Origin of the sequence: Halopseudomonas bauzanensis (assembly GCF_900114735.1) — a bacterium.
In the GTDB taxonomy this organism is placed as follows: Bacteria; Pseudomonadota; Gammaproteobacteria; order Pseudomonadales; family Pseudomonadaceae; genus Halopseudomonas; species Halopseudomonas bauzanensis.
Map to the genome: position 1 here is coordinate 1277018 of NZ_FOUA01000001.1, position 22890 is coordinate 1299907.

Annotated in this window: 19 protein-coding genes, 4 pseudogenes and 1 other annotated feature; of the genes and pseudogenes, 13 read left to right on the forward strand and 10 right to left on the reverse strand. The window is 57.3% G+C overall.

Features of this window, described 5'->3' with window-relative positions:
• Positions 1 to 56: 56 nt before the first annotated feature.
• Entirely contained in the window at positions 57 to 491 is a 435-nt protein-coding gene (merR, locus tag BM267_RS05870; RefSeq protein WP_005798840.1) for an Hg(II)-responsive transcriptional regulator, read from the forward strand.
• A 329-nt stretch (positions 492 to 820) separates the two neighbouring features.
• Here the strand turns inward: merR and BM267_RS05875 are convergent, their stop codons facing one another.
• The 4 genes from BM267_RS05875 to BM267_RS05895 all read right to left on the reverse strand — a co-directional run bounded on the left by BM267_RS05875 (position 821) and on the right by BM267_RS05895 (position 6439).
• Positions 821 to 2968 carry a PHD finger domain-containing protein gene (locus BM267_RS05875; protein WP_074777382.1) on the reverse strand — a complete coding sequence of 716 codons (2148 nt, stop codon included), beginning with the start codon at positions 2966 to 2968 and terminating at the stop codon, positions 821 to 823.
• Between the two features lie 342 nt (positions 2969 to 3310).
• Complete coding sequence (locus tag BM267_RS05885; protein ID WP_074777376.1) at positions 3311 to 3976, reverse strand: Crp/Fnr family transcriptional regulator; 666 nt, start codon at positions 3974 to 3976, stop codon at positions 3311 to 3313.
• A 9-nt stretch (positions 3977 to 3985) separates the two neighbouring features.
• Positions 3986 to 4897, reverse strand: a complete 912-nt coding sequence (locus BM267_RS05890; protein ID WP_074777374.1) for an SDR family NAD(P)-dependent oxidoreductase — start codon at positions 4895 to 4897, stop codon at positions 3986 to 3988.
• 42 nt (positions 4898 to 4939) lie between these two features.
• Positions 4940 to 6439 (reverse strand): flavin-containing monooxygenase, encoded by a 1500-nt coding sequence (locus BM267_RS05895; protein ID WP_074777371.1) that lies wholly within the window; start codon positions 6437 to 6439, stop codon positions 4940 to 4942.
• Positions 6440 to 6689: 250 nt separating this feature from the next.
• Here BM267_RS05895 and BM267_RS05900 point away from each other — a divergent pair, with 250 nt between their 5' ends.
• A complete protein-coding gene (locus tag BM267_RS05900) occupies positions 6690 to 7994 on the forward strand; it encodes an IS1380-like element ISPa33 family transposase (RefSeq protein WP_074777369.1) in 1305 nt (434 codons plus the stop codon).
• A 161-nt stretch (positions 7995 to 8155) separates the two neighbouring features.
• Here BM267_RS05900 and BM267_RS16580 read toward each other — a convergent pair.
• The 5 genes and pseudogenes from BM267_RS16580 to BM267_RS05925 form a co-directional block, all read right to left on the reverse strand.
• Positions 8156 to 8487: pseudogene (locus tag BM267_RS16580) on the reverse strand (IS3 family transposase); the annotation flags it as partial.
• Positions 8279 to 8395 (reverse strand) — a sequence feature (AL1L pseudoknot). Its footprint overlaps the pseudogene before it by 117 nt.
• A 251-nt stretch (positions 8488 to 8738) precedes the next feature.
• Positions 8739 to 9677: pseudogene (locus BM267_RS05910) on the reverse strand (PepSY-associated TM helix domain-containing protein); the annotation flags it as partial.
• Positions 9678 to 9731: 54 nt separating this feature from the next.
• Positions 9732 to 10202 carry a DUF2271 domain-containing protein gene (locus tag BM267_RS05915; RefSeq protein WP_074777360.1) on the reverse strand — a complete coding sequence of 157 codons (471 nt, stop codon included), beginning with the start codon at positions 10200 to 10202 and terminating at the stop codon, positions 9732 to 9734.
• Positions 10203 to 10216: 14 nt separating this feature from the next.
• Positions 10217 to 10555 (reverse strand): PepSY domain-containing protein, encoded by a 339-nt coding sequence (locus BM267_RS05920; RefSeq protein ID WP_074777357.1) that lies wholly within the window; start codon positions 10553 to 10555, stop codon positions 10217 to 10219.
• A 106-nt stretch (positions 10556 to 10661) separates the two neighbouring features.
• Positions 10662 to 11996: a ferredoxin reductase family protein gene (locus BM267_RS05925; protein WP_074777354.1), complete on the reverse strand. Its 1335-nt coding sequence runs from the start codon at positions 11994 to 11996 to the stop codon at positions 10662 to 10664.
• Between the two features lie 220 nt (positions 11997 to 12216).
• Between BM267_RS05925 and BM267_RS05930 the strand changes: the two genes are divergently transcribed.
• From BM267_RS05930 to BM267_RS05955, 6 genes are all read left to right on the forward strand, one after another.
• Positions 12217 to 12891 carry a response regulator gene (locus tag BM267_RS05930; protein ID WP_074777351.1) on the forward strand — a complete coding sequence of 225 codons (675 nt, stop codon included), beginning with the start codon at positions 12217 to 12219 and terminating at the stop codon, positions 12889 to 12891.
• Positions 12888 to 14222 (forward strand): sensor histidine kinase, encoded by a 1335-nt coding sequence (locus tag BM267_RS05935; RefSeq protein ID WP_074777348.1) that lies wholly within the window; start codon positions 12888 to 12890, stop codon positions 14220 to 14222. Before BM267_RS05930 ends, BM267_RS05935 begins: the two co-directional genes overlap by 4 nt.
• A 185-nt stretch (positions 14223 to 14407) precedes the next feature.
• Positions 14408 to 15091 (forward strand): response regulator transcription factor, encoded by a 684-nt coding sequence (locus BM267_RS05940; protein ID WP_074777345.1) that lies wholly within the window; start codon positions 14408 to 14410, stop codon positions 15089 to 15091.
• Positions 15081 to 16352, forward strand: coding sequence for a sensor histidine kinase (locus BM267_RS05945; protein WP_074777343.1), 1272 nt, complete (start codon positions 15081 to 15083; stop codon positions 16350 to 16352). Before BM267_RS05940 ends, BM267_RS05945 begins: the two co-directional genes overlap by 11 nt.
• An 82-nt stretch (positions 16353 to 16434) precedes the next feature.
• The gene (locus tag BM267_RS05950; protein WP_074777341.1) at positions 16435 to 17124 is read left to right on the forward strand and encodes a class I SAM-dependent methyltransferase; all 690 of its coding nucleotides are present in this window, start codon (positions 16435 to 16437) and stop codon (positions 17122 to 17124) included.
• Positions 17125 to 17127: 3 nt separating this feature from the next.
• Entirely contained in the window at positions 17128 to 17847 is a 720-nt protein-coding gene (locus BM267_RS05955) for a lipopolysaccharide kinase InaA family protein (RefSeq protein WP_074777338.1), read from the forward strand.
• 22 nt (positions 17848 to 17869) lie between these two features.
• Here BM267_RS05955 and BM267_RS05960 read toward each other — a convergent pair.
• Positions 17870 to 18808 (reverse strand): annotated as a pseudogene (locus BM267_RS05960) (phosphatidylglycerol lysyltransferase domain-containing protein); the annotation flags it as partial.
• Here BM267_RS05960 and BM267_RS16960 point away from each other — a divergent pair.
• The 5 genes and pseudogenes from BM267_RS16960 to BM267_RS05980 form a co-directional block, all read left to right on the forward strand.
• A pseudogene (locus BM267_RS16960) lies at positions 18692 to 19150 on the forward strand (3'-5' exonuclease); the annotation flags it as partial. The pseudogenes BM267_RS05960 and BM267_RS16960 sit on opposite strands and share 117 nt — an antisense overlap.
• 393 nt (positions 19151 to 19543) lie before the next feature.
• The gene (locus BM267_RS16965; RefSeq protein ID WP_328586263.1) at positions 19544 to 20065 is read left to right on the forward strand and encodes a PD-(D/E)XK nuclease family protein; all 522 of its coding nucleotides are present in this window, start codon (positions 19544 to 19546) and stop codon (positions 20063 to 20065) included.
• Positions 20056 to 21267 carry a phospholipase D family protein gene (locus BM267_RS05970; RefSeq protein WP_074777332.1) on the forward strand — a complete coding sequence of 404 codons (1212 nt, stop codon included), beginning with the start codon at positions 20056 to 20058 and terminating at the stop codon, positions 21265 to 21267. Before BM267_RS16965 ends, BM267_RS05970 begins: the two co-directional genes overlap by 10 nt.
• Before the next feature lie 175 nt (positions 21268 to 21442).
• Positions 21443 to 21778 carry a glycine zipper family protein gene (locus BM267_RS16680; protein ID WP_074777330.1) on the forward strand — a complete coding sequence of 112 codons (336 nt, stop codon included), beginning with the start codon at positions 21443 to 21445 and terminating at the stop codon, positions 21776 to 21778.
• Positions 21779 to 21842: 64 nt separating this feature from the next.
• A complete protein-coding gene (locus BM267_RS05980; protein WP_074777327.1) occupies positions 21843 to 22811 on the forward strand; it encodes a DUF932 domain-containing protein in 969 nt (322 codons plus the stop codon).
• Positions 22812 to 22890 lie beyond the last annotated feature (79 nt).

Genomic DNA, 22890 nt, shown 5'->3' on the forward strand with positions numbered 1-22890 from the left:
AATTTAAATTGGATAGCGTAACCTTACTTCCGTAGTCATGTACGGAGTCAAGCAATATGGAAAACAATTTGGAAAATCTGACCATCGGCGTTTTCGCCAAGGCGGCCGGGGTCAACGTAGAGACCATCCGGTTCTATCAGCGCAAGGGCTTGTTGCCGGAGCCGGACAAGCCTTACGGCAGCATCCGCCGCTATGGCGAGGCGGATGTAACGCGGGTGCGGTTCGTGAAATCAGCCCAGCGGCTGGGCTTCAGTCTGGATGAAATAGCCGAACTGCTGCGGCTGGAGGATGGCACCCATTGCGAGGAAGCCAGTAGTCTGGCCGAGCACAAGCTCAAGGACGTGCGCGAAAAAATGACTGACTTGGCGCGTATGGAGTCGGTGCTTTCCGAACTTGTGTGTGCCTGCCACCTGCGGCAGGGGAATGTTTCTTGCCCGCTGATTGCTTCACTGCAAGGGAAGAAAGAACCGCGCAGTACCGACGCGGTGTAGCCAAGGGAACTACGCCTAAGCGTGCTTTATTTTCCGTTTTCTGAGGTGACGTCAACCGTCAGAAAAAACCGTGCGGCCGACTTTTGATAATTCGTGCTATCGCCTTCTGAAAATGACACTAGCCAATTGAGATGTTTAAACTCAACATGGCCAACATAGATCGACATATCCGTTGTTGGCCAGGCAAAAACTTTACAGACACCATGGGTATAGGCAAATTGGCCTAATGGCGTCGGCGAGTCTTGACTGGCAGGTGTCGGCCAAAGGCGGACACCCGCCAAGTCCGCTTCCCACCCGAAGCGTCTTTGGAGAAGCAGTTATTGATATATTCAAGATAGATTATCGTTCGATCGGCCAAAATAAGTAGCCTCACATCTAGGCGTCAGACTGCTTCTTACGCGGCCCTCACTATCTGGTTCTTTGTCAACCAGCCCCATCTCCTTTAACTTGCTTGTTCGACGCCCGACCATTTGATGAGTCGTATCAATTAGTGCGGAAATCTCACCGGCGCGCATATCTCTTTGTTCTTCATTTAGTGCGCTGATTATGTCAAGCTCTATGGGCTCCAGCATGATATCTTTATTTAGGAGCGCTACTTCTTCTTTAAAGTCGTCGGACAAGTTCGCGATAGAACAGATACCCTCTTGGCAATCAGGGCAGCGCCATTTGAAAAACTCAAACTTCTCTCTATTATCCATTGAGTGGCACATGCCGCAAGTGTTGCATCTAATTGTTTGATTGCTAGACAAGAATTGATGAACTGCACGAGTATACTCAAAGCAACGCTGTTGAAAGTAATGTCTAAAAGGACGTCCTTCAGGGTACCCCCAGCTCATCCGTTCACTTTCGCAAAGCCCCAAGAAAAGGGAATAAGAAATAACTTCACGATTGTCTTTAGCGCGCATTTTTTTATAGCGCGATACAAAAAAATTTGACTCTAGAGAGGAGAGCATATCCTCTAGTCCAGGATTTACAGTGAAATGGCTTGTAGGAGGATTCTGGCCTAGATCTTTAAAATAATCCCCACCAACCTCCTTAGATATTATCCTGCGCTTAACGTCCTTTGCTTCGCTTATCAAGCAAGCAAGGAGTTGACTTTGATTATGTCTGTCCAGCTTGTTTTCAAAAGGCTCAAGGGCGTACCGATTTAAGCGATCAAAGTACTTGGAAATCGTATTCTCGTAGTACTTTCTAGAAGCTAGACGAATAGACGCTCCAGTAATTTTTTGGCCTTTAGATATTCTATCGAGGTAAAGTAGATGCAGAAGATGGCCCATTATTCTGGGCACATTGAAAGATGCCTGAAACATCAGCCGCATTATATCTTCACGTGTTGTTTCAGAGGAAAAATCAAAATAACTGGCAAGATCTACTCCAAAAACTTTGAAGCGAGTACCCAAAAGTCTTGATGCATAAGATGACGCAGAACGTTCCATTTCCTGAACTTCTGTAGCTTCGTACAGGTCAGAAAAATCCAAACTAATTGTGTCAGACTTTCCTGGATCGATTTTACCGTAATACACTCTTCCGGGGTAACCCGCAACTTTGAGCTTAACTGCTTCATTGCTAGAGTTATTCAAAGGTGAGAGAACCACATCAACAAACAATCTTTGATCGACAAAGCTTAATTCTGAAAAATCATCAAAAAAAGCAACCAGTCTAACTAGTCCTGCGCCAAAGATTAGACTTTGAATGTCTTCTATAATTTCAGAGAACGGAAAAGATTTTAGTACTACATCCGAATATTCATTGTACACATCACTATCATCAAGTGTCTTGTCGAAATCACTAAGTGACTCTGCTATATCAGTTAAAACCTCGACCTTTGCGAGCGAAGCTTTGCCGCCAATTTTTACGGCTTGATCTCGTTTTAGAGACGTCTCTTGCTGTTTTTTTAGTCGTAACTGATGCGTGATTCTTTGTAGAACAGGAATCTCATGAAGATCAAGTTTTGCACTTTTTATTCGGTCTCTAATATCACCTAAGCTAGAAAGCAAATCTTCATAATTACGACGAACCCCAGTCCACCGATCCCACAAGGAAAGCTTTTCGCATACGGCTCCGATTTCTTTAAGCATCTCGACGATTACTTTGCCCAGCATTACCTTTCTCAGCATATGAGAGCGGTAGGCTACTGCAGATATGCCTTTCGACTCCAAATCTTCAGGTGATATATCGACAGTATCAAGTACGTCGTATAAAGATTTCACATCTATGTAAATAGATATAATATCTTTTCTTTCGCGCATTGCAGATTGGGCTCTAGCAAACACTGTGCTTTTTCCGGTGCCCTTTCGTCCCAAAAGAAAAGTCGTATTGCTGGATAATACTGACCGCAACACAGCATCCCCCGGAAGGGGGTCAACATACAATTGATCGACAGGCTTTGCCCCTGTTTCGCTTTCGAAATCTCGCAGCTCAGCGCGGCGGTACTGGCGCAACGACTCAGCAATTTTTGAAAATTTATCTAATTCCATTTATTAATCCGTCTAATAATTGGCGCAGGCGATGGGGCGTCAGGAGCCAGTCAAGGGCTAGTGTTTTGTTTTATACACGAGTTCGACACGCTCTACCTATCGTTCAGATGGTACCGATCGCTAAGTCTCTTGAGTAGCATTGATCTCGTCTGCTTTTGGCCGATATCGGCCGGTTTGAACTGCGGATAGCTGAGTCTCAGAGAGAATAGGATGTGACCAGATCCGATGGGACGGACCTCTTCTTGGCTACTGATCATGCGGTCAAGCCCGCACTTTATCTCCTGGATGAAGGAGACACCTAGGACAGCGGGTACACCTTCACCAACGGCGGAAACCAATTCACTAAACCGCTTCGTTCCTTGCTAGACGCATGAGATAATCCGGCGTTAGCAGATCCAAACTGCGATAACTAACCTGCACCACGCCCTGCATTTCCCAGTCTTTCAATACTTTGTTGATGCTCTGGCGGGAAACGCCGAGCATCTGCGCAAGATTTTCCTGCGAGATTTGTAAGCTCTTGCCAGGAATTCTGTTTGCCCTTGAGGTGCTGGCCACTTCAAGTAATTTGCTAGCCAGACGTCCCGGCAGAGGCTGAAGAACGCCACCATCCATACGCTGCAGCGTCGATTTGTAACGCAGACCCATCAAGCGTAAAAATTCAAGCAGGTATTCCGGCCGATGGTCTATCAGCGAGTGGAGCACCTTGGCCGACACGAGCAGCAACTCGCTGTCCATCTCGGCAAAAGCATCATGAGCCCGCACTTCGCCGCTGAAGAGTGAAGCTTCGCCAAACCAGTGACCCGGCGTGACCACACCAAGCAGAGCTTCACGCCCATTGGGCCCGGTCACACTAAGCCGCACCCGCCCATCAAGTAGGCAGAACAGCGCATCAGGCATTGAGCCACGGTAAAATAACTGCGTTTTTTTTGGCAGATACTGGCGTTTCGCATGCTGTCGCAATAACGAATCAAGCTCGAGGCCAAGTTCACCCGCGGCTGTTTCACTCATCGCTTGGCCTCAATCGGTCAACGCTTCTATTAAACGCTGTCTACGCGTCTGAAGAAACTCGAATTGCTGATAAGGTAAATCTGGATTATCTCCCTCAACTATACGATCAAAACGATGTTTGAGCAGTACATGCATCTCCGTGGTAGGGAATATATAAAACTGGCCTTGTTCAATGTGCTTGAAAGTGATCTCAGCCACCGCGTCAGCCGTGAGCGAGCCATTATCCAGGTTATTTTGCGATATGGCTGCAGTGGCCATTTGGGAGCGCGTCAAACCCTCGCTATTGGCCCAACGTGATGGCCGCGAGCGATAGCACTGACCAATATTCGTAGCGACATAGGAGGGACAAAGGACCGCAGTTTGTACTTGTTCCGTTACCAGTGCCAAGTCATGGTAGAGGCATTCGGACAAGGCCAATACCGCATGTTTCGATACGCTGTAGATGCCCATGGCAGGCCCGGTCACCACCCCTGCCAAGGATGCTGTGTTGATAATGCTACCCTGGTAGTCAGGGTCCGCTGAAGCGGCCGCCAGCATCCTCGGGGTGAAGGCTCGGATGCCGTTGGCCACCCCTTTGACGTTCACCCCTAGCAGCCAGTCCCAGTCCTTGTCGGTGCTTTCCCAGATCAGACCGGCACTTGCCACACCGGCATTGTTGAACACCAGATTGGCCGGGCCAAAAGTCGTCTCTGCACGCTCAGCCAGCTTTTCAACAGCGGCCGCATCGGCGACATCGACAACCTCACCAACCGCCTCGGCGCCAAGTGCATGGAGTTCATCAAGGGTCTGTTCCAAAGCCTTCGCATGAACGTCGGCCAACACTACCTTCATGCCACGACTGACTGCCGCATACGCTAATGCCTTGCCCAGGCCCGAACCACCACCGGTGATCACAGCAACGCCATTTTTCATAATTTTCATGCTGTTTTGCTCCGTATATGTAGGCATGCCTCCGAGGCAGCCTTAATAATGGTAAGAAAAAATCGGATTGGAAAAATCTACAGCGGGCAACACTCTTTTTTCGTATTCATAATCCTGGCTGTGCTGCCAGTCCGGCTTATCGCCTCGCCTGGGCAGACGGTGAAGGCTGCGCAGCAAATATCCGGGATTCAACGTTTCCGTGTCTATCCAGGGCATCAGGACCATATCGGCATCTTCGGGCCGAAGGGCCGGCACCACGCTCTTGGCGCCAATACGCTGCATGTGTCCTAGCAGTCGACAGACGAAGTCGCCAATCAATTCGACCCGCAACGTCCAACTGTAAAACCCATACCCATAGACCCAGGCCATATTGGGCACCCCGGTGAACATAATTCCGCGATAGCCAACTGTCTGGGCAAAATCAATGGGGGCGCCGTCGATGCTGAAGGGGATCTCTCCCATAACAGACATCTCAAAACCGGTGGCGGTAATCACCACATCACAGTTGATTCGGTCCCCCGACTGCAACTGAATTCCATCTTCGTCAAACGCCTCAATGCCATCAGTCACTACATTGGCCTTGCCAGCGCTGATTGCCTTGAATAGGTCGCCCTCGGGAACAAAGGCCACGCGCTGCTGCAATGGTTTATAGGGTGGTGTGAAATGTCGCTCGACTTCGAACCCTTCGGGCAAGCAGGCGCTGACACCGTCAATCAACTGTTTTTTCAGCAGTTCAGGATCGCTGTGCGCATTCTTGAGCAAGAGCGCGCGGTCACGCACAGCTTTCCTGCGCATGATTTCATGGATCCAAGAAGCGTCTATGTCCAGTTTGCGCAACTCATCGGCAAGTAAATCGGAATTACGTCCGGCGGCAAAGAAAGTCGGTGTGCGCTGCAGCATGGTGACCTGCTTGCAATCTTCAACCAAAGCGGGAATCAGGGTGGCCGCAGTGGCCCCAGAGCCAATCACCACGACATCCTTGCCGTTCAGATCAATGGCTTCCGGCCAGTGCTGAGGATGGATAACTTGGCCCTTGAACCGTTTCAGGCCTGGCCATTCGGGGGTATATCCCTGCTTGTGCTGGTAATAGCCCTGGCACATCCAGAGAAATCCCGCCTCGATGCATCGAGGGCGCTGCTCGTCACCCGTGCTGACTTCTAGCATCCAGCAATTGTCTACGCTGGACCAATTGGCCGCCTGCACCCGCTGACGGTAGCGGATATGCGGTGCCAGCTCAGCATCTTCTATGGCTGATCCGAGGTACTGCAAAATCTGTTCTCGCGACGCGATCGGCTTACCCGTCCAGGGCTTGAAGTGATAGCCAAAGGTAAACAGATCGCTATCGGAACGCGTGCCTGGATACTTGTGGATCAGCCAGGTCCCGCCAAAGGATTCCAAGGCTTCGAGTATGATGAAGCTCAGCTGCGGATGCTGCTCTCGCAGCATGGTGGCGCAGCCGATGCCGGAAATTCCGGCACCGACGATAACGACATCAAAACGTTCAGGGGTCAGGTCAGAAGCCTGTGCTGCGACTGCAGACATGGATATCTCCGGTTGATCAATATCGGGAAACTTGATTTACGGAGCATTATGGGCAGCGCTTGGTGCTACACACTGTCAACTATTGGCAGTCTCGTCGGTTGCTTTTCTCAATAGCGAAAAGTAGGTGCAGATCTGGTTCACAACAGGCTAATTAGCCCGGATTTCTCATGACCGCATAAACAAAAACGGCTGAAAGCCTTATGATTCTTGTCGCCAAACAAAGCCCCATAAGTCTTCAGCCGCGCACAAAATGCTACCAGAAAAACTCCACTTTTCACCCCTCTCTCGCCACCTCGTCGAGGCCTCTTTCACCGGTGGTCACATCACCTCGGATGCGGGCTTGTTGCTGCTGCGCGAGGTCGACCGGCAACATGGCTTGACCCGCCGCCTGGCCAAAATCGTTCCCGATCGGCGTGATCCTGGGCGTGTCCAGCATGGACTGCAGACACTGCTCGCCCAGCGTATCTATGCACTGGCCGCCGGCTACGAGGATCTCAACGATCATGACGGCCTGCGCCATGACTACGCGCTGCAGACTGCGGTCAACCGCCTGCAACCGCTGGCCGGCAAATCCACTCTGGGGCGCCTGGAACAGCAAGCCGATCGCGAAACGGTGGTGCAAGCCCATCGCCTGCTGTGGGAGCACTTCATCGCCCAGCATGACCAGGCGCCGGCTGAGATCGTGCTCGACTTCGATGCGACCGATGTGCCGGTGCATGGTGATCAGGAAGGGCGCTTCTTCCATGGCTATTACGACCATTACTGCTTCCTGCCGCTCTATGTGTTCTGTGGTCGCCATCTGCTGGTGAGCTATTTGCGCCCGAGCAACATCGATGGCGCCCGACACAGTTGGGCCATCCTGGCACTGCTGGTCAAGTTCATTCGCCGCTTCTGGCCAGAGACCCGCATCGTGTTCCGCGGTGACGGCGGTTTTTGCCGACATCGCATGCTCGACTGGTGTGACCGCAAGCAGGTGGATTATGTGGTGGGTCTGGCCCGCAACACCCGCCTGCAGCGGATGGCGGCGCCGGCCATGCAAGCGGTCGCCGAGGCCTACCAAGAAACCGGGCAGAAGATGTCCGGCGTGTATCGCTTCCTCTATCAGGCCGGTAGTTGGCGTAGGCGCCGCCTGGTCGTGTCGCGCCTGGAACATGGCGAGCAGGGTGCCAATCCACGCTTCATCGTCGTGTCCCGCTTTGCCGAGGATGCTGCCCAGCAGTACTACGAAGACTACTGCGGCCGTGGCGACATGGAGAATCGGATCAAGGACCAACAGTTGGATCTGTTCGCCGACCGCACCTCCAGCCCACGCTGGTGGACCAACCAGTGGCGGCTGATGCTGTCGGCCTTTGCCTATGTGCTGTTCGAACGGCTACGCGATCATCTCCAGGGCACCGCATTGGCGCGCATGAGCATCCATAACCTGCGCTTGAAACTGCTCAAGATCGGTGCGGTGATCATTCGCAACAGCCGGCGCATCCGCGTGCTGATCAGCGAGGCCTATCCGCATCAGGAACTCTTTGCGGGGCTGGTTGCCCGCCTCAAGCCGACCTGAACAGGCGGGCGCCCCCGGCCCGGCTCAATGGGGGAAAGGGGGCAGTGCGCCCCATACGCGGGAATTGAATAAAAAACGATCAATTTTTAGCGGTGGAAGGCAGGTTGTTGATACACCGAGGCTTCACCGGCCACGCCTGCCGGCCTCATGAGAAATCCGGGATAGCACTGCATATTGTCATCCCAGACGCGTTGGATTTCATCGCTCAACAGCTCGTCCTGCTTGGCACGAGCGCTTCGCAGTTCGGGTTGACGGGCTTTGGCTGCATGCACGTAATAACCGGACGGAGCGATCTGGATTACCCGACAGATCGACTCGACTCCGTAGCGGTCACGGTACTCGTCAACGAAGGCGTTCAGGGTTTGTTGCGGCGGTCGAGCTCCGCCTGGGCAAAATACGCACTGGCCAGGCGCAGAATCTCGTTCGCTTTGCGCAGTTCCCGGTTCTCGCGTTCCAGAGCCTTGATGCGTTCTCGTTCCTCGGTCGTCTGGCCGAGGCAGGCGCATCCGCATCGCCGTAGGTGGAGGTCAGCACCAGTATCCGTTCGGCGACCGGATATTCCGGCGCCAGTTGGTTCATCGCAGTGGTGAGGACCTTATGGCCGGCCTGGACCAGGGCGTCATGCAAGGTGGCGGCAAAACCCCAGGTACTGTTGGACTCGGTGCCCACCAGAATGACGGTATCCGCCACTCCGGCGCGGCTGTTGTTGGCGAGCTTCGGCAGCGCCCGGCGTCGGGCCCACCAGATCCAGGCCCCGGTCACTGCCAATACCGGCACAGCCAGTGCCGACAGTCCCAGCAGCAACCCCAGCCACCAGAGTCCGTCACCGGTGTGCAGTTGATAGATGAACTCATGCAGCCGCCAACGGGTGTCATTGGTCTGATAGGAAAGGAAAGCACCGGTTGAGGGGCTGACCAGGCCTGCGCCGTCACGGCTGCGCAGGTAGAAGCTGTCACTGGGGTCGCCGCGGCGGGGATAGACCAGTTCACGCAGATCATTCAGGTCGGTCGACTGCAGGGCCGCAAGGGACTGGATCGGCTTCGGTATGGCAGCGGCGACCTCTGCGACCAGCGGCGCCTCCGCCTCCCGGGGCTCCGGCAACAAGGCGAAGGTGGTCGCCGAGAGATACACCCCGGTGCTGGCGGACAACATCAGCCCGAGCAAGGCAAAGCGCCCGAACACACCATGCAGGCGCTGGCCGGTCGTGCCACGCACCGGGCCGAGAATCCTGCGCCAGCCGCCCTGTCGCGCAGCCAGCAACCATACGCCGGTCAGGCTCAGCAACAGCATGCCTGCCGCTCCCAGCCCGACCACCACCCGACCCGATGTATCGAACAGTAGCGAGCGGTGCAGTTTTTTCATCCAGCGGGTGAAGGACGGGTTTTCATAGGGTGCCAGGGCCTTCCCGGTCTGCGGATCGATCAGCTCCGCGCCAGCACGCTCAGCATCGGAAAAATAGACGATGACCAAGCCGGACGCCGTGCGCTGGATCTGCTCGGCACCCGGATACTCGACCACCACCCGCGCGGCCAGGTCCGCTACACTCAGCTGGCCGTCTGCAGGCACGCGCGCCTGCAGACGCTCCTGTATCGGGCTGATGGCAAGAATGGCGCCGGTTACCGCCAGCACGGTAACCAGCAGTGCTGCGATCAGGCCGGTCAATGAGTGGAGCTGGCGTAGCATGATAAGGACTCCTGGCGGTTGCTCCGGACGGGATGGGCTGCTTCACCGCCGGATTCAGAACGTGTAAGTGAACGACTGCACATAGCCCTTGCCGGCAGTGACCTGACCCGCTCCCTCGGTGGTGAGCGGCACCACCACCTCGGAACGGTTCTCCCGCATATCCTCCACGGCGGTATCGATGCGCACCTGTACACCGGAGTCGATCAGCCCATCGGCCAGTTCCAGGGTCACTTCCAGGGTGCGTCCGCTGGTAACGCTGGCACCGGTCATGCCATCGTATTCAGCCGATCGCAGACCACTGCCCCGGGCCCAGTCCCGCAGGTGTTTGTAATACTTGGCTTTCTTTCCGGCGACCCAGAGTGTCTGCTGATACTGCCCCTGGGCATCGGTCAGATAGAGCACCACATAGGCGCCGTCTCCACCGTAATCGCTCAGCGTCGTGCTGAAGGTGACCGGCCGGGCCTGGGCCAGCGTCGGCAGGCCCAGGCTGAGGACGAGAGATAAGGTAATCAGTTTGCGGTTCATGGCCTACCTCCTGCTTACTCAATGGTGGCGGCAGGCGGTACAGAGTCGGCCTGCCGGTCCAGATAATCGGAGGCATCCCCGTCACCATCGAATCTGATCTCCAGTTCGCGGATCTTCAGTGATGCCGGTGCGTACTTGGCCTCAAAGCGGTTTCCATTGCGGTCGGTGCCCTTGACCTCATAGCAGCCGTCATCAACCTTGATCCGCCTCACCTGCCAACCCTTGCTCTCGATCATTTGCTGCAGCGCCTCCCGTGGCTGCCACTCGGCGACCGGCTCGTTGCAGTCGCTGTCGGCCAGGGCGTGACCCGCCAGCAGCAATGATGCCAGGCTGATGGTCAGAACTTTCTTCATGATGGATCTCCTGTCTGGATCTGCTGAACTCTACTGCGTCTTACTGACAGCCAGCTGAATGCAGCTGGCTGATGCCAGCCTGAAACATAGCGCCACGCAAGGGCTCTCAACGCATCTGGAAGGCCTCCTGATGAAAGCGCAGCCGCGCTCCCGTGCCCGTCCGCATACCCTCGCGCAACGACCGGGCAAGCCCGACCGGTCCACAGAACCACAGGTCGACACCGCGCCGGGGCAGCGAGGCAGGCGCCAGCTGGTCGGCGGTCAGTCTCTCACCCTGGTGGCTGTCGTGAATCCGCAGCCGGATGCTCGGCAGCGTCGCACAGAGTTCACCCAGGCGCGCTGCCAGCGGGTCACTTGCCGCATCGCGGGTACAGTAATGCAGGTCCGCAGCCGGTGCCCGGGCCGGGTCATTCTGGCATTCTTCCAACCAGGCCAGAAACGGTGTCACCCCTACCCCGGCTGCGACCCAGATCTGCCGTGCACCGGGCTTGCTCCGGTTATAGTCGAAACAGCCATAAGGCCCCTCGATCAGCACCGGCTGACCAACATTCAGTCTGCTGGCCAGATCACGGGTATAGTCCCCCAGGGCCTTGATCTGGAAGGTGACACGAGCATCCCCCTGATCTGCGCTGGCAATCGTGAACGGATGGGCACCTTCCAGCCGCTCGAAGCTCACGAGGGCAAACTGGCCCGGGCGATGGCCCTGCCAGCCAGCGTCAAGCTGGCACACAACTTCGGTGATACCTGCCGCGTGGGCCCGAACCGAGACAACACGGCCGCGCGTCTTGCGGCGATGCCCGACTCTGCCACCCATGGAGTGCAGACTGGCGAGGCTGCCTGCCAGCAGTAACGGCGCCAGCAGCAGACCGACGGGCTGCGTCCACCACTGCACCGGCAACAGCCAGGCGGCATGGAAGACCAGCAGCAGATAGAGTGCCGGCATGCCACGGTGCAGATAACGCCAAAACTTGTAGGGAAACGCCCGCCAGAGGCTGAGCAGCAGCATGCCGATAGCCAGATAGATACCCCACTCACCGAGGTCTTCGGCTGCATCCCGGATACTGTCCAGCATACCGGATGCATCGGCCCCGGCCAGCCGGGCACCACGCCCGAAGAGATCCTTGATCCAGTCATCTCCCATTTCAACCAGCCAATGCGCCACCCCAAAGGACACAGCGAGGATACCGGCCCACTTGTGCAACTGATAAATACGATCAAGCCCGCCAAGCAGCGGATCCAGCCAGACCGGGCGAGTGGCCAGCACCATCGTCAGTGACATCAGGGCTATGGACAACACCCCGGTCAGATAGAGGCTTTGCTCATACACATCCCATCGTGTGGATAGCCCCTGCCCCAGCTCAACGGGCAGGCTGGCGCCCCAGGAGAAAACCACAGCGGCGATAAAAGCCACCAGTGTGATGCCTGTTGCTTTACTTTTCATTCGGTACCCCCTGTACTGTCAGGCCTTCAGGCTATACCTGCAGACTGACAGCAACCTGAAGATGATTGATGGGCGCAGGCGCGAACTCGGGAGCTCCTCGGGCTACGGACTATGCTGCAGATAACGCGGCATCGACGAGGCACTCAACAGCCATGGCTTTCAGCAGTCCGTCAGGAACAGCCGGTAGACTCCTTTCTGATCACCGAATAAAGGGCAGAGGATGCGAATACTGTTGATTGAAGACACAGCCGGCCTGGGGGAAGCGGTACGCGACCAGATCGCCGGTGATGGCCATGCGGTGGACTGGATACAACGGCTGGCCCAGGCTCAGGCCGCGACCCGGAGCACGAGCTACGACCTCATTCTGCTCGACCTGATGCTGCCCGATGGCCGGGGCCTTGACCTGCTGAAACAGCTGCGCATGGCAGGAAACAACACCCCGGTCATCATTCTCACCGCACGGGACCAGATTTCCGATCGCATAGCGGGATTGAACGCCGGTGCCGATGACTATCTGGTCAAGCCGTTCGATCTGTCGGAGCTGTCTGCCCGGGTCGCAGCAGTTGCACGCCGGTATCGCGGCAACCCCAATCCGCGGGTGCGGATTGGCTGCCTGGAAGTCGATCTGTCTGCGCATTCAGTTCACTGCAATGGCGAACCGGCCGGTCTGACTGCACGGGAGTGGGCGCTATTCGAGGCCTTCATGCAAAAGCCCGGCATACTGCTGTCCAAGTCCCAGCTCGAAGATCACCTCTATGCATTCGGTGAAGAGATTGAAAGCAATACCATCGAGGTCTACGTCAGCCGGCTGCGCAAGAAACTGGGACGCGATACCATCGAAACCGTGCGTGGCATGGGCTACCGGCTGCAGCCGCCTGACAGCGCCGCGCCATGAGGTCTGAACACAGTCTGCAAAGACGCCTGGGGCTGGGGCTGACCCTCGGCGTGACGCTACTCTGGCTGGTCGCGGTAGCTGTCTCCGGACTGGTGGTTCGATACGAGCTTAACAAAGTCTTTGACAGTGCTCTGGAGGAAACCGCCCAGCGCATCCTGCCCCTGGCGGTGGTCGAGGTCATCAACCGGGACGCTGCAACGACGCCCCAGCGAATTCTCCCGCTGGCAGCCCATGACGAGCACCTGACCTATCTTGTGCAGGATGCCGCTGGCAACACCCTGCTGCACTCCCACAGTGCCGATCGCCAGGTGTTTGGCACCCAGCCTCACACAGGTTTTGTCTCGACCCCGACACACCGGATCTATGGCGCAGCAGCAGTCAGAGAGACCTTCTGGATACAGGTCGCCGAACCTCTGGCCCACCGCCGGAAGGCCGCGCTGGAAGTGATCGGTGCCTTGTTGTGGCCCCTGACCCTGCTGATTCCGCTCAGTCTGGCAGGTACCTGGTGGCTGGTCCGCAACAGCCTGCGCCGCGTACGTGATTACCGCAATGCCATTACGGCAAAGGGCGCGGGAGACCTGTCTGCAGTTCGAGCGGAACACCTGCCTACGGAAATTGAACCTATTGCCGTCGCCGTGAATCAGTTGCTGGAGCTATTGCGACGGACACTGGAGGCAGAGCAGAGCTTTACTGCCAACAGCGCCCACGAACTGCGTACTCCACTGGCGACAGCCCTGGCACAGGTGCAGCGGCTGGAACAGGAACTGCCGACCGGGCCGCAGCTGGACAAGGCCAGGCAGATTGAGGCCACGTTGCGGAGCCTGTCCCGACTATCGGAAAGCCTGATGCAACTGGCAAAAGCCGAAGGCGGCCGGCTGTTGTCCGACCAGCCGCAGGATCTGGTCCCCGTACTGGTGTTGGTAGTGGACGAGTTACGGCGTAATGCCCGAGTACCCATCCAGCTGGATCTGCCGGAGGGCGGTATACTTTCCTCCACCCTTGACCCGGACGCCTTTGCCATTCTGCTGCGCAACCTGATCGACAACGCGCTGAAATACGGTGCGGCTGAACAACCGGTGAGTGTCCGCCTGGCCCCGGAAGGCATCCTGCGGGTCATCAATGCCGGCCCTGTGGTTCCCACCGAGGCACTGCCCCGACTTCGCAGCCGATTTGTCAGAGCGACCAGCGATGTGCCGGGCTCCGGCCTGGGACTGGCCATCGTCGACCGGATTGCCGCAGGCGCCGGCGCCACACTGCAGATCTGCTCACCGGCAAGCGGCCGGACCGATGGTTTTGAAGTCGTGTTTGATTTTCATAACACTGTCATCTAGCGACTTCAGGCCCGGCCTGTGCGGCGGCGCATGCCGCGCCTGAGCAGGCAGCTGTCCCAGATAATGAAATTGCGCATAATGCAGCGGATGCATCGTATGATTCCTGACAGCTGTGCATCCACTGCCATGAGGCGCCCGCCGCAACGGTGTCGTAAGAACGTCAGACTCAGAGGGAAAGCCAGTCAATGCGTATTCTGGTGATCGAAGATAACCGCGACATACTGGCCAATGTGCTCGACTACCTGCAACTCAGGGGGTTCACTGTCGACTGTGCACAGGATGGATTAAGCGGTTTGCACCTGGCCAGTAGCGGTCACTATGATCTGATCGTGCTGGATATCATGCTGCCGGGCATAAACGGGTATCAGGTGTGCAAGCGTTTGCGTGAGGATGGCCAGAACGAGGTGCCGATTCTGATGCTTACCGCCCGTGATGCACTGGATGACCGGCTGCAGGGTTTGAACGTCGGTGCTGACGACTACCTGATCAAGCCTTTCGCTCTGGCTGAATTAGTGGCGCGTATCGAGGCGATTCTGCGTCGTACCCGGGGAGCTCGGAAGCGCCAGTTGAAAGTCGCGGACCTGCTATACGATCTGGACACATTGCATGTCACCAGAGCCAATCAACCGCTCAGGTTGAACCCGACAGGATTGAAACTGCTGGCGGTGCTGATGCAGAAAAGTCCCGCCGTCGTGCGCCGCGAGGTATTGGAGGAGGCGCTCTGGGGAGAAGACTGTCCCGACAGCGACAGCTTGCGCAGCCATATTCACCAGCTTCGTCAGGTTATCGACAAGCCCTTTGCTTCAGAGCTGCTGCATACCCAGCACGGAATAGGCTATCGACTGGCGGAGGAGTCCGATGACGTCTAAACATCCTTTTGCACGGCGCATCCTGCTGGCCTTCGTGCTGATGAGCGTTATCGTCAGTGGGGCCTTTTCCATCGGTGTCGTTGCGGTTGTGCATTTTGTCGAGGAACACCTGGTTTCTGATACCTTGCAGCACGAGCTCACTACCGTGCTGCAGGAAGACATCGGCCAGGATCGACCGCCGCGCCTTGATGCCCGCACTCACTTCTTTGCCTCCCGCTTGCCGCAGTACGCCATACCGGCACAATATGCCGATCTGGAGGAAGGTTTTTCCGAGATCGTTGAGGGTGACGAGGCGTTTTACGCCTATGTCCAGAAAGTGAATGGCCAGACCTACATGCTGATCCAGGAACAACACGAGTTCGAGGCTCGCGAACAGGCCTTGTTTGACATCGTGTTGGCAGGGTTTCTGCTGAGTGTGGTGTGCGCCTGGATAATCGGCCTACTCATGGCGGACAAGGTCATGGCACCGCTCAGCCGCCTGGCTCAGCAAGTGCGCCATCGTGATCAGCTGCACCCACTGGCCCCGCCACTTGCACCTGAGTACCCCGATGATGAAGTTGGCAAATTGGCAGCGGCCTTTGACAGTACGCTGGGTCAGGTGCGTCAGTCGCTGGAACGTGAGCGCCTGTTCACCAGCGATGTCAGTCATGAGCTGCGCACCCCGCTGATGATCATAGCCAGCTCCTGCGAACTGCTGGCCGAGGCGGATCTGGGACGACGAGAACGTGCGCAGCTTGAACGTATCGGTCGAGCCAGCGAGGAGATGCGCGTATTGGTGCAAACCTTTCTGCAACTAGCCAGAGACCCATCCAACGAGTCCGCTTCTGTCGCCGGCAGCAGCCTGGCCGCCGTGACCAGCGAACAGGCAGAACGCTGGGCCCCACAGTTCAAAGAGAAGCATCTGGATTTCCAGTATATTCGGGAAGGTGAGGATGACGATCTCTATAATCCCGTCTTTCTCAGCACCGTAGTGGGCAACCTGTTGCGTAACGCATTGCATTACACCGAGCACGGCTTTGTCCGACTGGTCATCGGCGCGCACGGGTTTCGCGTAGAAGACAGCGGCAGCGGTATTCCAATCGAGCAGCAGGAGCAGATTTTTCAGCCCTTTTTTCGTGGTACCCGAGTGCGCGGTGAGGGACTGGGACTGGGGCTTTCGCTGGTAAAACGCATTTGCACCAGGCAGGCCTGGACGATCTCGGTATCGAACCTGCCGGAGGGCGGCACCTGCTTCAAGGTGATGCTGAAACACGCGGTTTGACGATTCTTTCACATCTTTTTGACGGAGCCTTGATGTCAGCTCCTCTAACGTGGCAAGCGTACCTTCATATGGAAGCTTCGCCATGTCTGAACAGCGTCCCATCGAACTCGAGTTCTCCCGCAAATACGATCATGATCACGCCCAGCAGTATCTGCTCAAACACCAGGCTGGCCTGGCCAGACGGCTGTCACACTGGCGCGATACGCAGCTGTCACGCCGCGCACTGAAGCTCGCTGGCGATCCCAGCCTGGTACTCGACATGCCCTGCGGCGCCGGGCGCTTCTGGCCGCTGCTCTGCGAGCAACCCGGTCGGGTGATCCTTGCTGCCGACAACTCCGCCGATATGATCCGCATCGCGCGCGCGGCGCAGCCGGAGGATGTTGTGGCGCGGGTCAGTACCTTTCAGTCTTCGGCTTTTGCGATCGATCTGGGGGTGAACGCAGTGGATTGTATTTTCTGCATCCGCCTGCTGCACCATATCGAATCATCCGAACATCGCCTGGCCATCCTGCGGGAGTTCCATCGGGTCAGCCGCGACAGCGTCATTCTGTCACTGTGGGTGGATGGCAACTACAAGGCCTGGAAACGGCGCCGTCTTGAGCAGAGACGGGCGGCTCGGGGGCGGGCTTCTCAGAACCAGAACCGTTTTGTGGTCGCCAGATCGGTTATCGAAAATGAGTTCCGCCAGGCTGGTTTCCATATTGAAGCCCATCTGGACTTTCTCCCCGGCTACGCCATGTGGCGCACCTATGTGCTGCGCAAGGAGGGCTGAGCTGTGAACGTCCAGCCAAGAACCGAAACGAGACATCTAAGCACAACCGAGTTCGATCACTGGTGGAATCGCTCAGGCCCCTGGGTTGAACCAGCCAATCAGCGCCGTGGCGGAGAAAGCGGTGTACAGCTGCTGAAGTCACGAGACCCGAATTGCCCGCCGCTTTACTGCAAGCGTCAAACCGGCCATATCTACCGTAGCCTGGTGCATCCTTTCGGCCGTCCGACAGTCCTGCGCGAACTGCAGGCCTATCGTGCCTTTGCACGTCTTGGCATCAGGACGCCCAATCTTGTTTATTGCTCTGCACGGCGACACCTCGGGGACTGGCAGGGACTGTTGGTCACGGAAGCACTGGACGGTTTCATCAGCCTGGATCAGTGGTACACGAAACAACACAACCCCGAGCTGGTCACCAATCTACTGCACCAACTGGCAGCCACTCTGGCGCGCCTGCATCTGGCAAGGTGGCAGCATGGTTGCTGTTATGCCAAGCATATCTTCGTCAAGGAGAAAGTCAGCGAAAGCGGCCTGACGGAACTCGAAATCGCCGTGCTTGACCTGGAGAAAAGCCGCCAACGTCTGCGCGCCAGAGATGCCTCTCGCCATGACCTGGGGCAGTTCAGTCGACATCGGGGGAGCATGCCGGAGGCTGACCTCGAGCGCCTGCGCCAGGCTTACCAGCAAGCACTGCAGCGGACGGCGGGCGAAAAGCTCTGTCGCTGAAGGGACATGGCGCAGGACCGCATCAGTGCTTCACCAGGTTCGGCAGGCCGCCGGCGATCAGCGCCGCGGTGTCGGCCAGGGCCAGCAGCGGATCGAGCCCCGCCGGTACGGCGAGGTAGCGGGCTTCCCACTTCGGCTGAAACTGCTCCTTGAAATGGCGCAATCCCTGGAAATTATAGAACTGCTCGCCAGTGCGGAACACCAGCGAGCCAAGCAGCTGAGTCAGTGGCGCACCTCGACGCAGCTGCAAGCCGGCCAACGGTACCATACCTAGACTGAAGCGCGCGTAACCCTGAGCCTGGTAGTGCAGGATCAGGCTCAGAATGAGGAATTCCATGGTGCGTTTCGGCGCCTCGGGATGCGCACGCATCAGATCAAGGCTGGCCAGTTTCAGGCTATGGGTTTCCAGCAGATTGGCGAACGCCACTGCCCGGCCCTGCAGGCGCACCACGGCGATGGGAAAGAAGCGCAGGTAGTTCGGGTCGAACCGGCCTAGGGAAAAACCTTTCTCACGTACTCGCTTGCTCTGGAGCCAGGCATCGGAAACAGGCTGCAGCTCACTCAGCGGCGCCTGGCCAGCGGCGTGGATTTCCAGGCTCAATCCATCACGTTGGCAGCGGTTGAGGATGTAGCGCAGTTCCCGCATAGCCTTGTTCCTGTCGGCAAGGTCGAACGTCGTCAAGTCAATCAGCGCCTCTTCGCCAAGCTTGAGGGCGATCAGGCCGATATCCATGTACAGCGGCAGGTTTTCCCCGGACACCTGATAGAACACCGGACGGGCATGATGCAGATCGCACAGATCGCGGAACTGCCAGATCAGTTCGGCGCGCTGCAGAGGTGGACCTATCGGGTCAAACAGCGCGACCAGACTGCGCCCTCGGCGCGAATACATCAGAAAGGCATTGCCGGAGGGGTGGAAAAGCAGCGCCTTGTCGCCTGTCAGAGCCAGACCACCGTCCGGTTGGTCGGAGCTCCGCAGGATTGCGGCATGCTTCGTTGGCTGGACGAGCTCGCCAGCACAGAAGACGATAACCGGGCCACGTCAGCAGACAACGCCGTCTCGGTTCTCACCTATCACGGTGCCAAGGGCCTGGAGTGGCCAGTCGTCGTACTGACAAGCCTCGATGCGACGGCACGCAGTTCACTTTGGGGCGTTCGCGCCAGGACTGTTGGAAGCTTCGACCCGCAGCAGCCACTTGCCAACCGCTTCGTCCACTGCTGGTTGAAGACTTGGGGCAGACGGTCCAAGCCCCAGGCTGCCCTCAACGCCGAGGCCAGCGTGACTGGTCAATCTATGCAGGACGAAGCCCTGGCGGAAAACAAGCGTCTGCTTTATGTCGGCCTGACCCGCGCACGTGATATGAATATCGCAGTGTCGTTTGTTCGCCTTCGGGGGCCCGGGCGTGCCTGGGTTGGCGAGATTCAAAGCGCAGACGCACTGTTATTCGGCGACTCCGGAGCAGTGGCGCTTACAGGCAATCGGCAGCTCTCCAGACAGACAAGGTCCTGGAGCAAAGACGACTGCGCAGTAGAGCCACCTGCCAAAGCTTCTGAGGACTGCCACTGGTTCACCCCTCGCTCGCGCGCGCAGGCTAAGCCGTTGTGGCATCGACCAAGCTCTGCCTCAGGTGGCATATTCAAGGTTGTCGAGACCGACGCCGTAGGCGTCAGGCTAAGCTTGGCAGGCAAGCCTGACATGACGGCGCTGGGCTCGGCGCTCCATCTGTGCATTGCACGCGCCGCGGTCCTTGGCAGCGTCCCAGCGCCAGACGTAGAACGCATCCTGAAGACCTGGGCGGTAGCTGACTCTATAGACAAGGATGCCGTCTGCGCCCAAGTCGAAGCGTTCCTGGCCTGGATAGCCAAGCGCTGGCCTGGCTGTCCCGTCCACCTCGAGGCGCCCATCGAAGCGAATGGCCCGAACGGCACTCGAATCCGTGGTCGCATCGACCTGCTGGTGGAAGAGCCAAACGGCTGGGTTTTGCTGGACCACAAGTCGAACCCCGGCGGAGCCGCTAGAGATGAGGACTTGGCGGCCAAGCATGGCCCACAGATCGAGTCCTATGGTCATGCGCTGCTCAGCGCGACCGGAAAGCCCATGAGCCAGGGGTGGCTGTACCTGCCGGTGGCTGCGCGAGCAGTTCGCCTGTCCTGCGTGCCCAGCAGCCCGCCAGGCTCAGCCCAACAGAAACACGAGGAGACACAGGAATGGATGTGAAATTCTTATCCGCTTCGCAGACGCAGACAACTCTTATAGCGCTGGTCGAGAGCTGCGAGTCGATGCAATGGGCAGTGGCCTGGGCGACCGAGAATGCGGTCTTCGATGCCGCGATGAAAAACAGCTCGAAGTTCGAGCATTTTGTCGTCGGCACTCACATGTTCCAAACGCAGCCCGAGGTTCTTGATCGGGCTGCAAGTCTAGCGGCAGCAGCCGTCGTTCCCCCCACTGGCGACCTGTTCCACCCGAAGGTCTACTTATTTCGCAACGGGAGACGCATTCGCTGTGTAATCGGCAGTCCAAATCTCACCAAGGCCGCGATGAACCGCAATATCGAGGCAAGTGTTCTGCTGGATGGTTCTTCTGACGATACGGCGCTGGCAGAGCTCAGTCACTTCGTCGCAGACGCGTGGCAAGGAGCGGAAGACATCTCGCACGAGTTTCTCTATCGGTACCGCCACCAGTACGCCGCTAAGGCGGCAGCACGAGAAGAGTTGGCCAGGTTCGCTGATGTTCGGCCACCTTCAAAACCGAATAGCAAGCGCGCGCCACATGACATGAGCTGGACGGACTACCTCGTGCAGGTCCGAAGCTCATCACACCCGTCTGCGCACCTGTTCGAGGAACGTTTGGAAGTCTTGAATAAAGCGCGCGCCCTTTTCACGACCGGCATACCCTACGCGAAGTGGGGCTTGGATGACCGCAAGCTGGTCGCCGGCACTCTCGGGCGCAAGAAGTCGCAGCAGCCTGGCGTGGACTACGGGCTTTTCGGGAGCATGGGTGCAAGTGGGACATTTTCGAACCTGATCATCGAATCACCCACTGGCCTCTCTGACGCCCTCGATTTCATCCCTTTGATGGGCGCGGTCACACAGGACGACTACGACCGCTACTGCAAAGCGTTCATAGCAGCCTTCGACCCGAACGGGCGAGTCGGCGGACTGCCGACCGCGACAAGACTCTTGGCGATGAAGAGGGCTGACACGTTCGTCTGCATCGATTCGGCAAATCGCAAGGACTTGTGCGAGAACTTCGGTGTCAGTCCGAGCACAACGAACCTGGAGAACTACTGGCAGCGTATCATCGAACCGATGCACGGCGATGCGTGGTGGAGGCATCCGCAGCCGAGAAATGTGGCTGAGGCCGAAATCTGGCTGGGGCGCGCAGCGCTCCTGGACGCCATCTACTACACGCCCAGCTGAGCTGCTGTTCTTGTCCGGACACAGCTCCTTCCATCTCTGCGGGAGCCACCATTTAAGGGCGGCAGGTTAATCAGGTTCCCGACCAATCCTTAATCAAAAACATTTCAGATCTATATCACCCTCCTGAGCATACCCAGCTAGCCCACCCGGCTGGCCCACTTCTCGAGGAGTACCTATGGATTTGATTTGTCCTCGCTGCAGCTCGCAGCACATCACCCACTGTAACTACGGCCGGCGGGTCGGTGGTGTCGTTGGTACCGTAACCGGCGCTATCAGCGGGGCCGCTACCGCTACGGTGACAGGTGCCGCTTCTGGCGCACGTATCGGCATGACCGCTGGGCTCATCGCCGGCCCCGCCGGAGCCAGCGCCGGCGCGGTGCTAGGTGCTATCAGCGGTGCCCTGGGAGGCTGCGTGCTTGGGCTACGTCTTGGCTCCTTGGTCGATGATCAGTTACTTCATAGCGTCCGCTGCGAAGACTGCCGTTGCCACTTCACCCCCTGCTCTATCTAAGCCCCCTCCGAATTTACCGTCTGCATTTGCAGCCGGAGGTCCTGATACCTTCATGGAGAAACCCATGGCACACGAAATTGAAAACATGGCCTATGTAGGCACTACCCCCTGGCATGGTCTAGGTAATCAATTATCCCCTCACCAGCCGCTGGAGGTCTGGCAGCAGGAAGCTGGAATGAACTGGCATATCGAGCAATCCCCAGTGCGCTTCGTAAGCAAATCAGCATCACATCTGGGCGGCATTCACGCTTTCTCCGAGAAGAAGGTACTGTATCGATCAGACACTAAGGCACCCCTCTCCGTGGTTTCGGAGCGCTATAAAGTAGTTCAGCCCTGGGATGTCCTGGAGTTTTATCGAGATCTGACCGAGTACGCAGGCTTCGAGCTAGAAACAGCCGGTGTGCTCAAAGGTGGTCGCAAGTTCTGGGCTCTGGCCCGTACCGGACAGGCATCGGTACTTAAGGGCAACGACCAAGTCAACGGCTACCTACTGCTGGCTACATCCTGCGATGGCAGTCTGGCTACGGTTGCCACACCAACAACGGTACGTGTGGTTTGCAATAACACCCTCGCCATAGCAGTGAATGGTGCAGCCCAGTCCATTCGTGTCCCCCACAGCACGGAATTCAACCCGCAGGCGGTGAAACAGCAATTGGGTATCTCCGTGTCTCAGTGGGATGAGTTCATGTACCGCATGAAGACTTTATCCAGTCGCCGGGTAAACACGGGCGAAGCACTGGGCTACTTCCTGCGGGTCATCTGTGATGCCGAGAAAGATGTGGAGGATCGACGTGAGTTGACTCAACACAGGGCCCTGCAGAAGGTACAGGACCTCTATTCCGGCAAAGGACGCGGGTCAACCCTGGAGTCTGCCCAGGACACCGCATGGGGTCTCCTGTGCGCTATTACTGAATACGTGGATCACGAGAAGCGTGCCCGTAGCGTGGATCACCGTCTGGATTCAGCCTGGTTCGGCCAGGGTGCCAATCTCAAGCAGAAAGCACTGGATCACGCGCTTGAACTGGTATCCTGAGTCCGCTTCCACCTCATCTTTAGAACTAATTTACCATTCGACGACATAAGCCCCGGCCAGCAAGCGCTGACCGGGGCTT

Excerpts from the sequence above, each read along its gene's own strand:
- BM267_RS05945 (WP_074777343.1), top strand. The coding sequence starts at position 15,081 with ATGACGTCTAAACATCCTTTTGCACGGCGCATCCTGCTGGCCTTCGTG.
- BM267_RS05930 (WP_074777351.1), top strand. The coding sequence starts at position 12,217 with ATGCGAATACTGTTGATTGAAGACACAGCCGGCCTGGGGGAAGCGGTA.
- BM267_RS05970 (WP_074777332.1), top strand. The coding sequence starts at position 20,056 with ATGGATGTGAAATTCTTATCCGCTTCGCAGACGCAGACAACTCTTATA.
- BM267_RS05935 (WP_074777348.1), top strand. The coding sequence starts at position 12,888 with ATGAGGTCTGAACACAGTCTGCAAAGACGCCTGGGGCTGGGGCTGACC.
- BM267_RS05925 (WP_074777354.1), bottom strand. The coding sequence starts at position 11,996 with ATGAAAAGTAAAGCAACAGGCATCACACTGGTGGCTTTTATCGCCGCT.
- BM267_RS16965 (WP_328586263.1), top strand. The coding sequence starts at position 19,544 with ATGACGGCGCTGGGCTCGGCGCTCCATCTGTGCATTGCACGCGCCGCG.
- BM267_RS05920 (WP_074777357.1), bottom strand. The coding sequence starts at position 10,555 with ATGAAGAAAGTTCTGACCATCAGCCTGGCATCATTGCTGCTGGCGGGT.
- BM267_RS05900 (WP_074777369.1), top strand. The coding sequence starts at position 6,690 with ATGCTACCAGAAAAACTCCACTTTTCACCCCTCTCTCGCCACCTCGTC.
- BM267_RS05890 (WP_074777374.1), bottom strand. The coding sequence starts at position 4,897 with ATGAAAATTATGAAAAATGGCGTTGCTGTGATCACCGGTGGTGGTTCG.
- BM267_RS16680 (WP_074777330.1), top strand. The coding sequence starts at position 21,443 with ATGGATTTGATTTGTCCTCGCTGCAGCTCGCAGCACATCACCCACTGT.
- BM267_RS05875 (WP_074777382.1), bottom strand. The coding sequence starts at position 2,968 with ATGGAATTAGATAAATTTTCAAAAATTGCTGAGTCGTTGCGCCAGTAC.
- BM267_RS05940 (WP_074777345.1), top strand. The coding sequence starts at position 14,408 with ATGCGTATTCTGGTGATCGAAGATAACCGCGACATACTGGCCAATGTG.
- merR (WP_005798840.1), top strand. The coding sequence starts at position 57 with ATGGAAAACAATTTGGAAAATCTGACCATCGGCGTTTTCGCCAAGGCG.
- BM267_RS05885 (WP_074777376.1), bottom strand. The coding sequence starts at position 3,976 with ATGAGTGAAACAGCCGCGGGTGAACTTGGCCTCGAGCTTGATTCGTTA.
- BM267_RS05980 (WP_074777327.1), top strand. The coding sequence starts at position 21,843 with ATGGCACACGAAATTGAAAACATGGCCTATGTAGGCACTACCCCCTGG.
- BM267_RS05895 (WP_074777371.1), bottom strand. The coding sequence starts at position 6,439 with ATGTCTGCAGTCGCAGCACAGGCTTCTGACCTGACCCCTGAACGTTTT.
- BM267_RS05915 (WP_074777360.1), bottom strand. The coding sequence starts at position 10,202 with ATGAACCGCAAACTGATTACCTTATCTCTCGTCCTCAGCCTGGGCCTG.
- BM267_RS05950 (WP_074777341.1), top strand. The coding sequence starts at position 16,435 with ATGTCTGAACAGCGTCCCATCGAACTCGAGTTCTCCCGCAAATACGAT.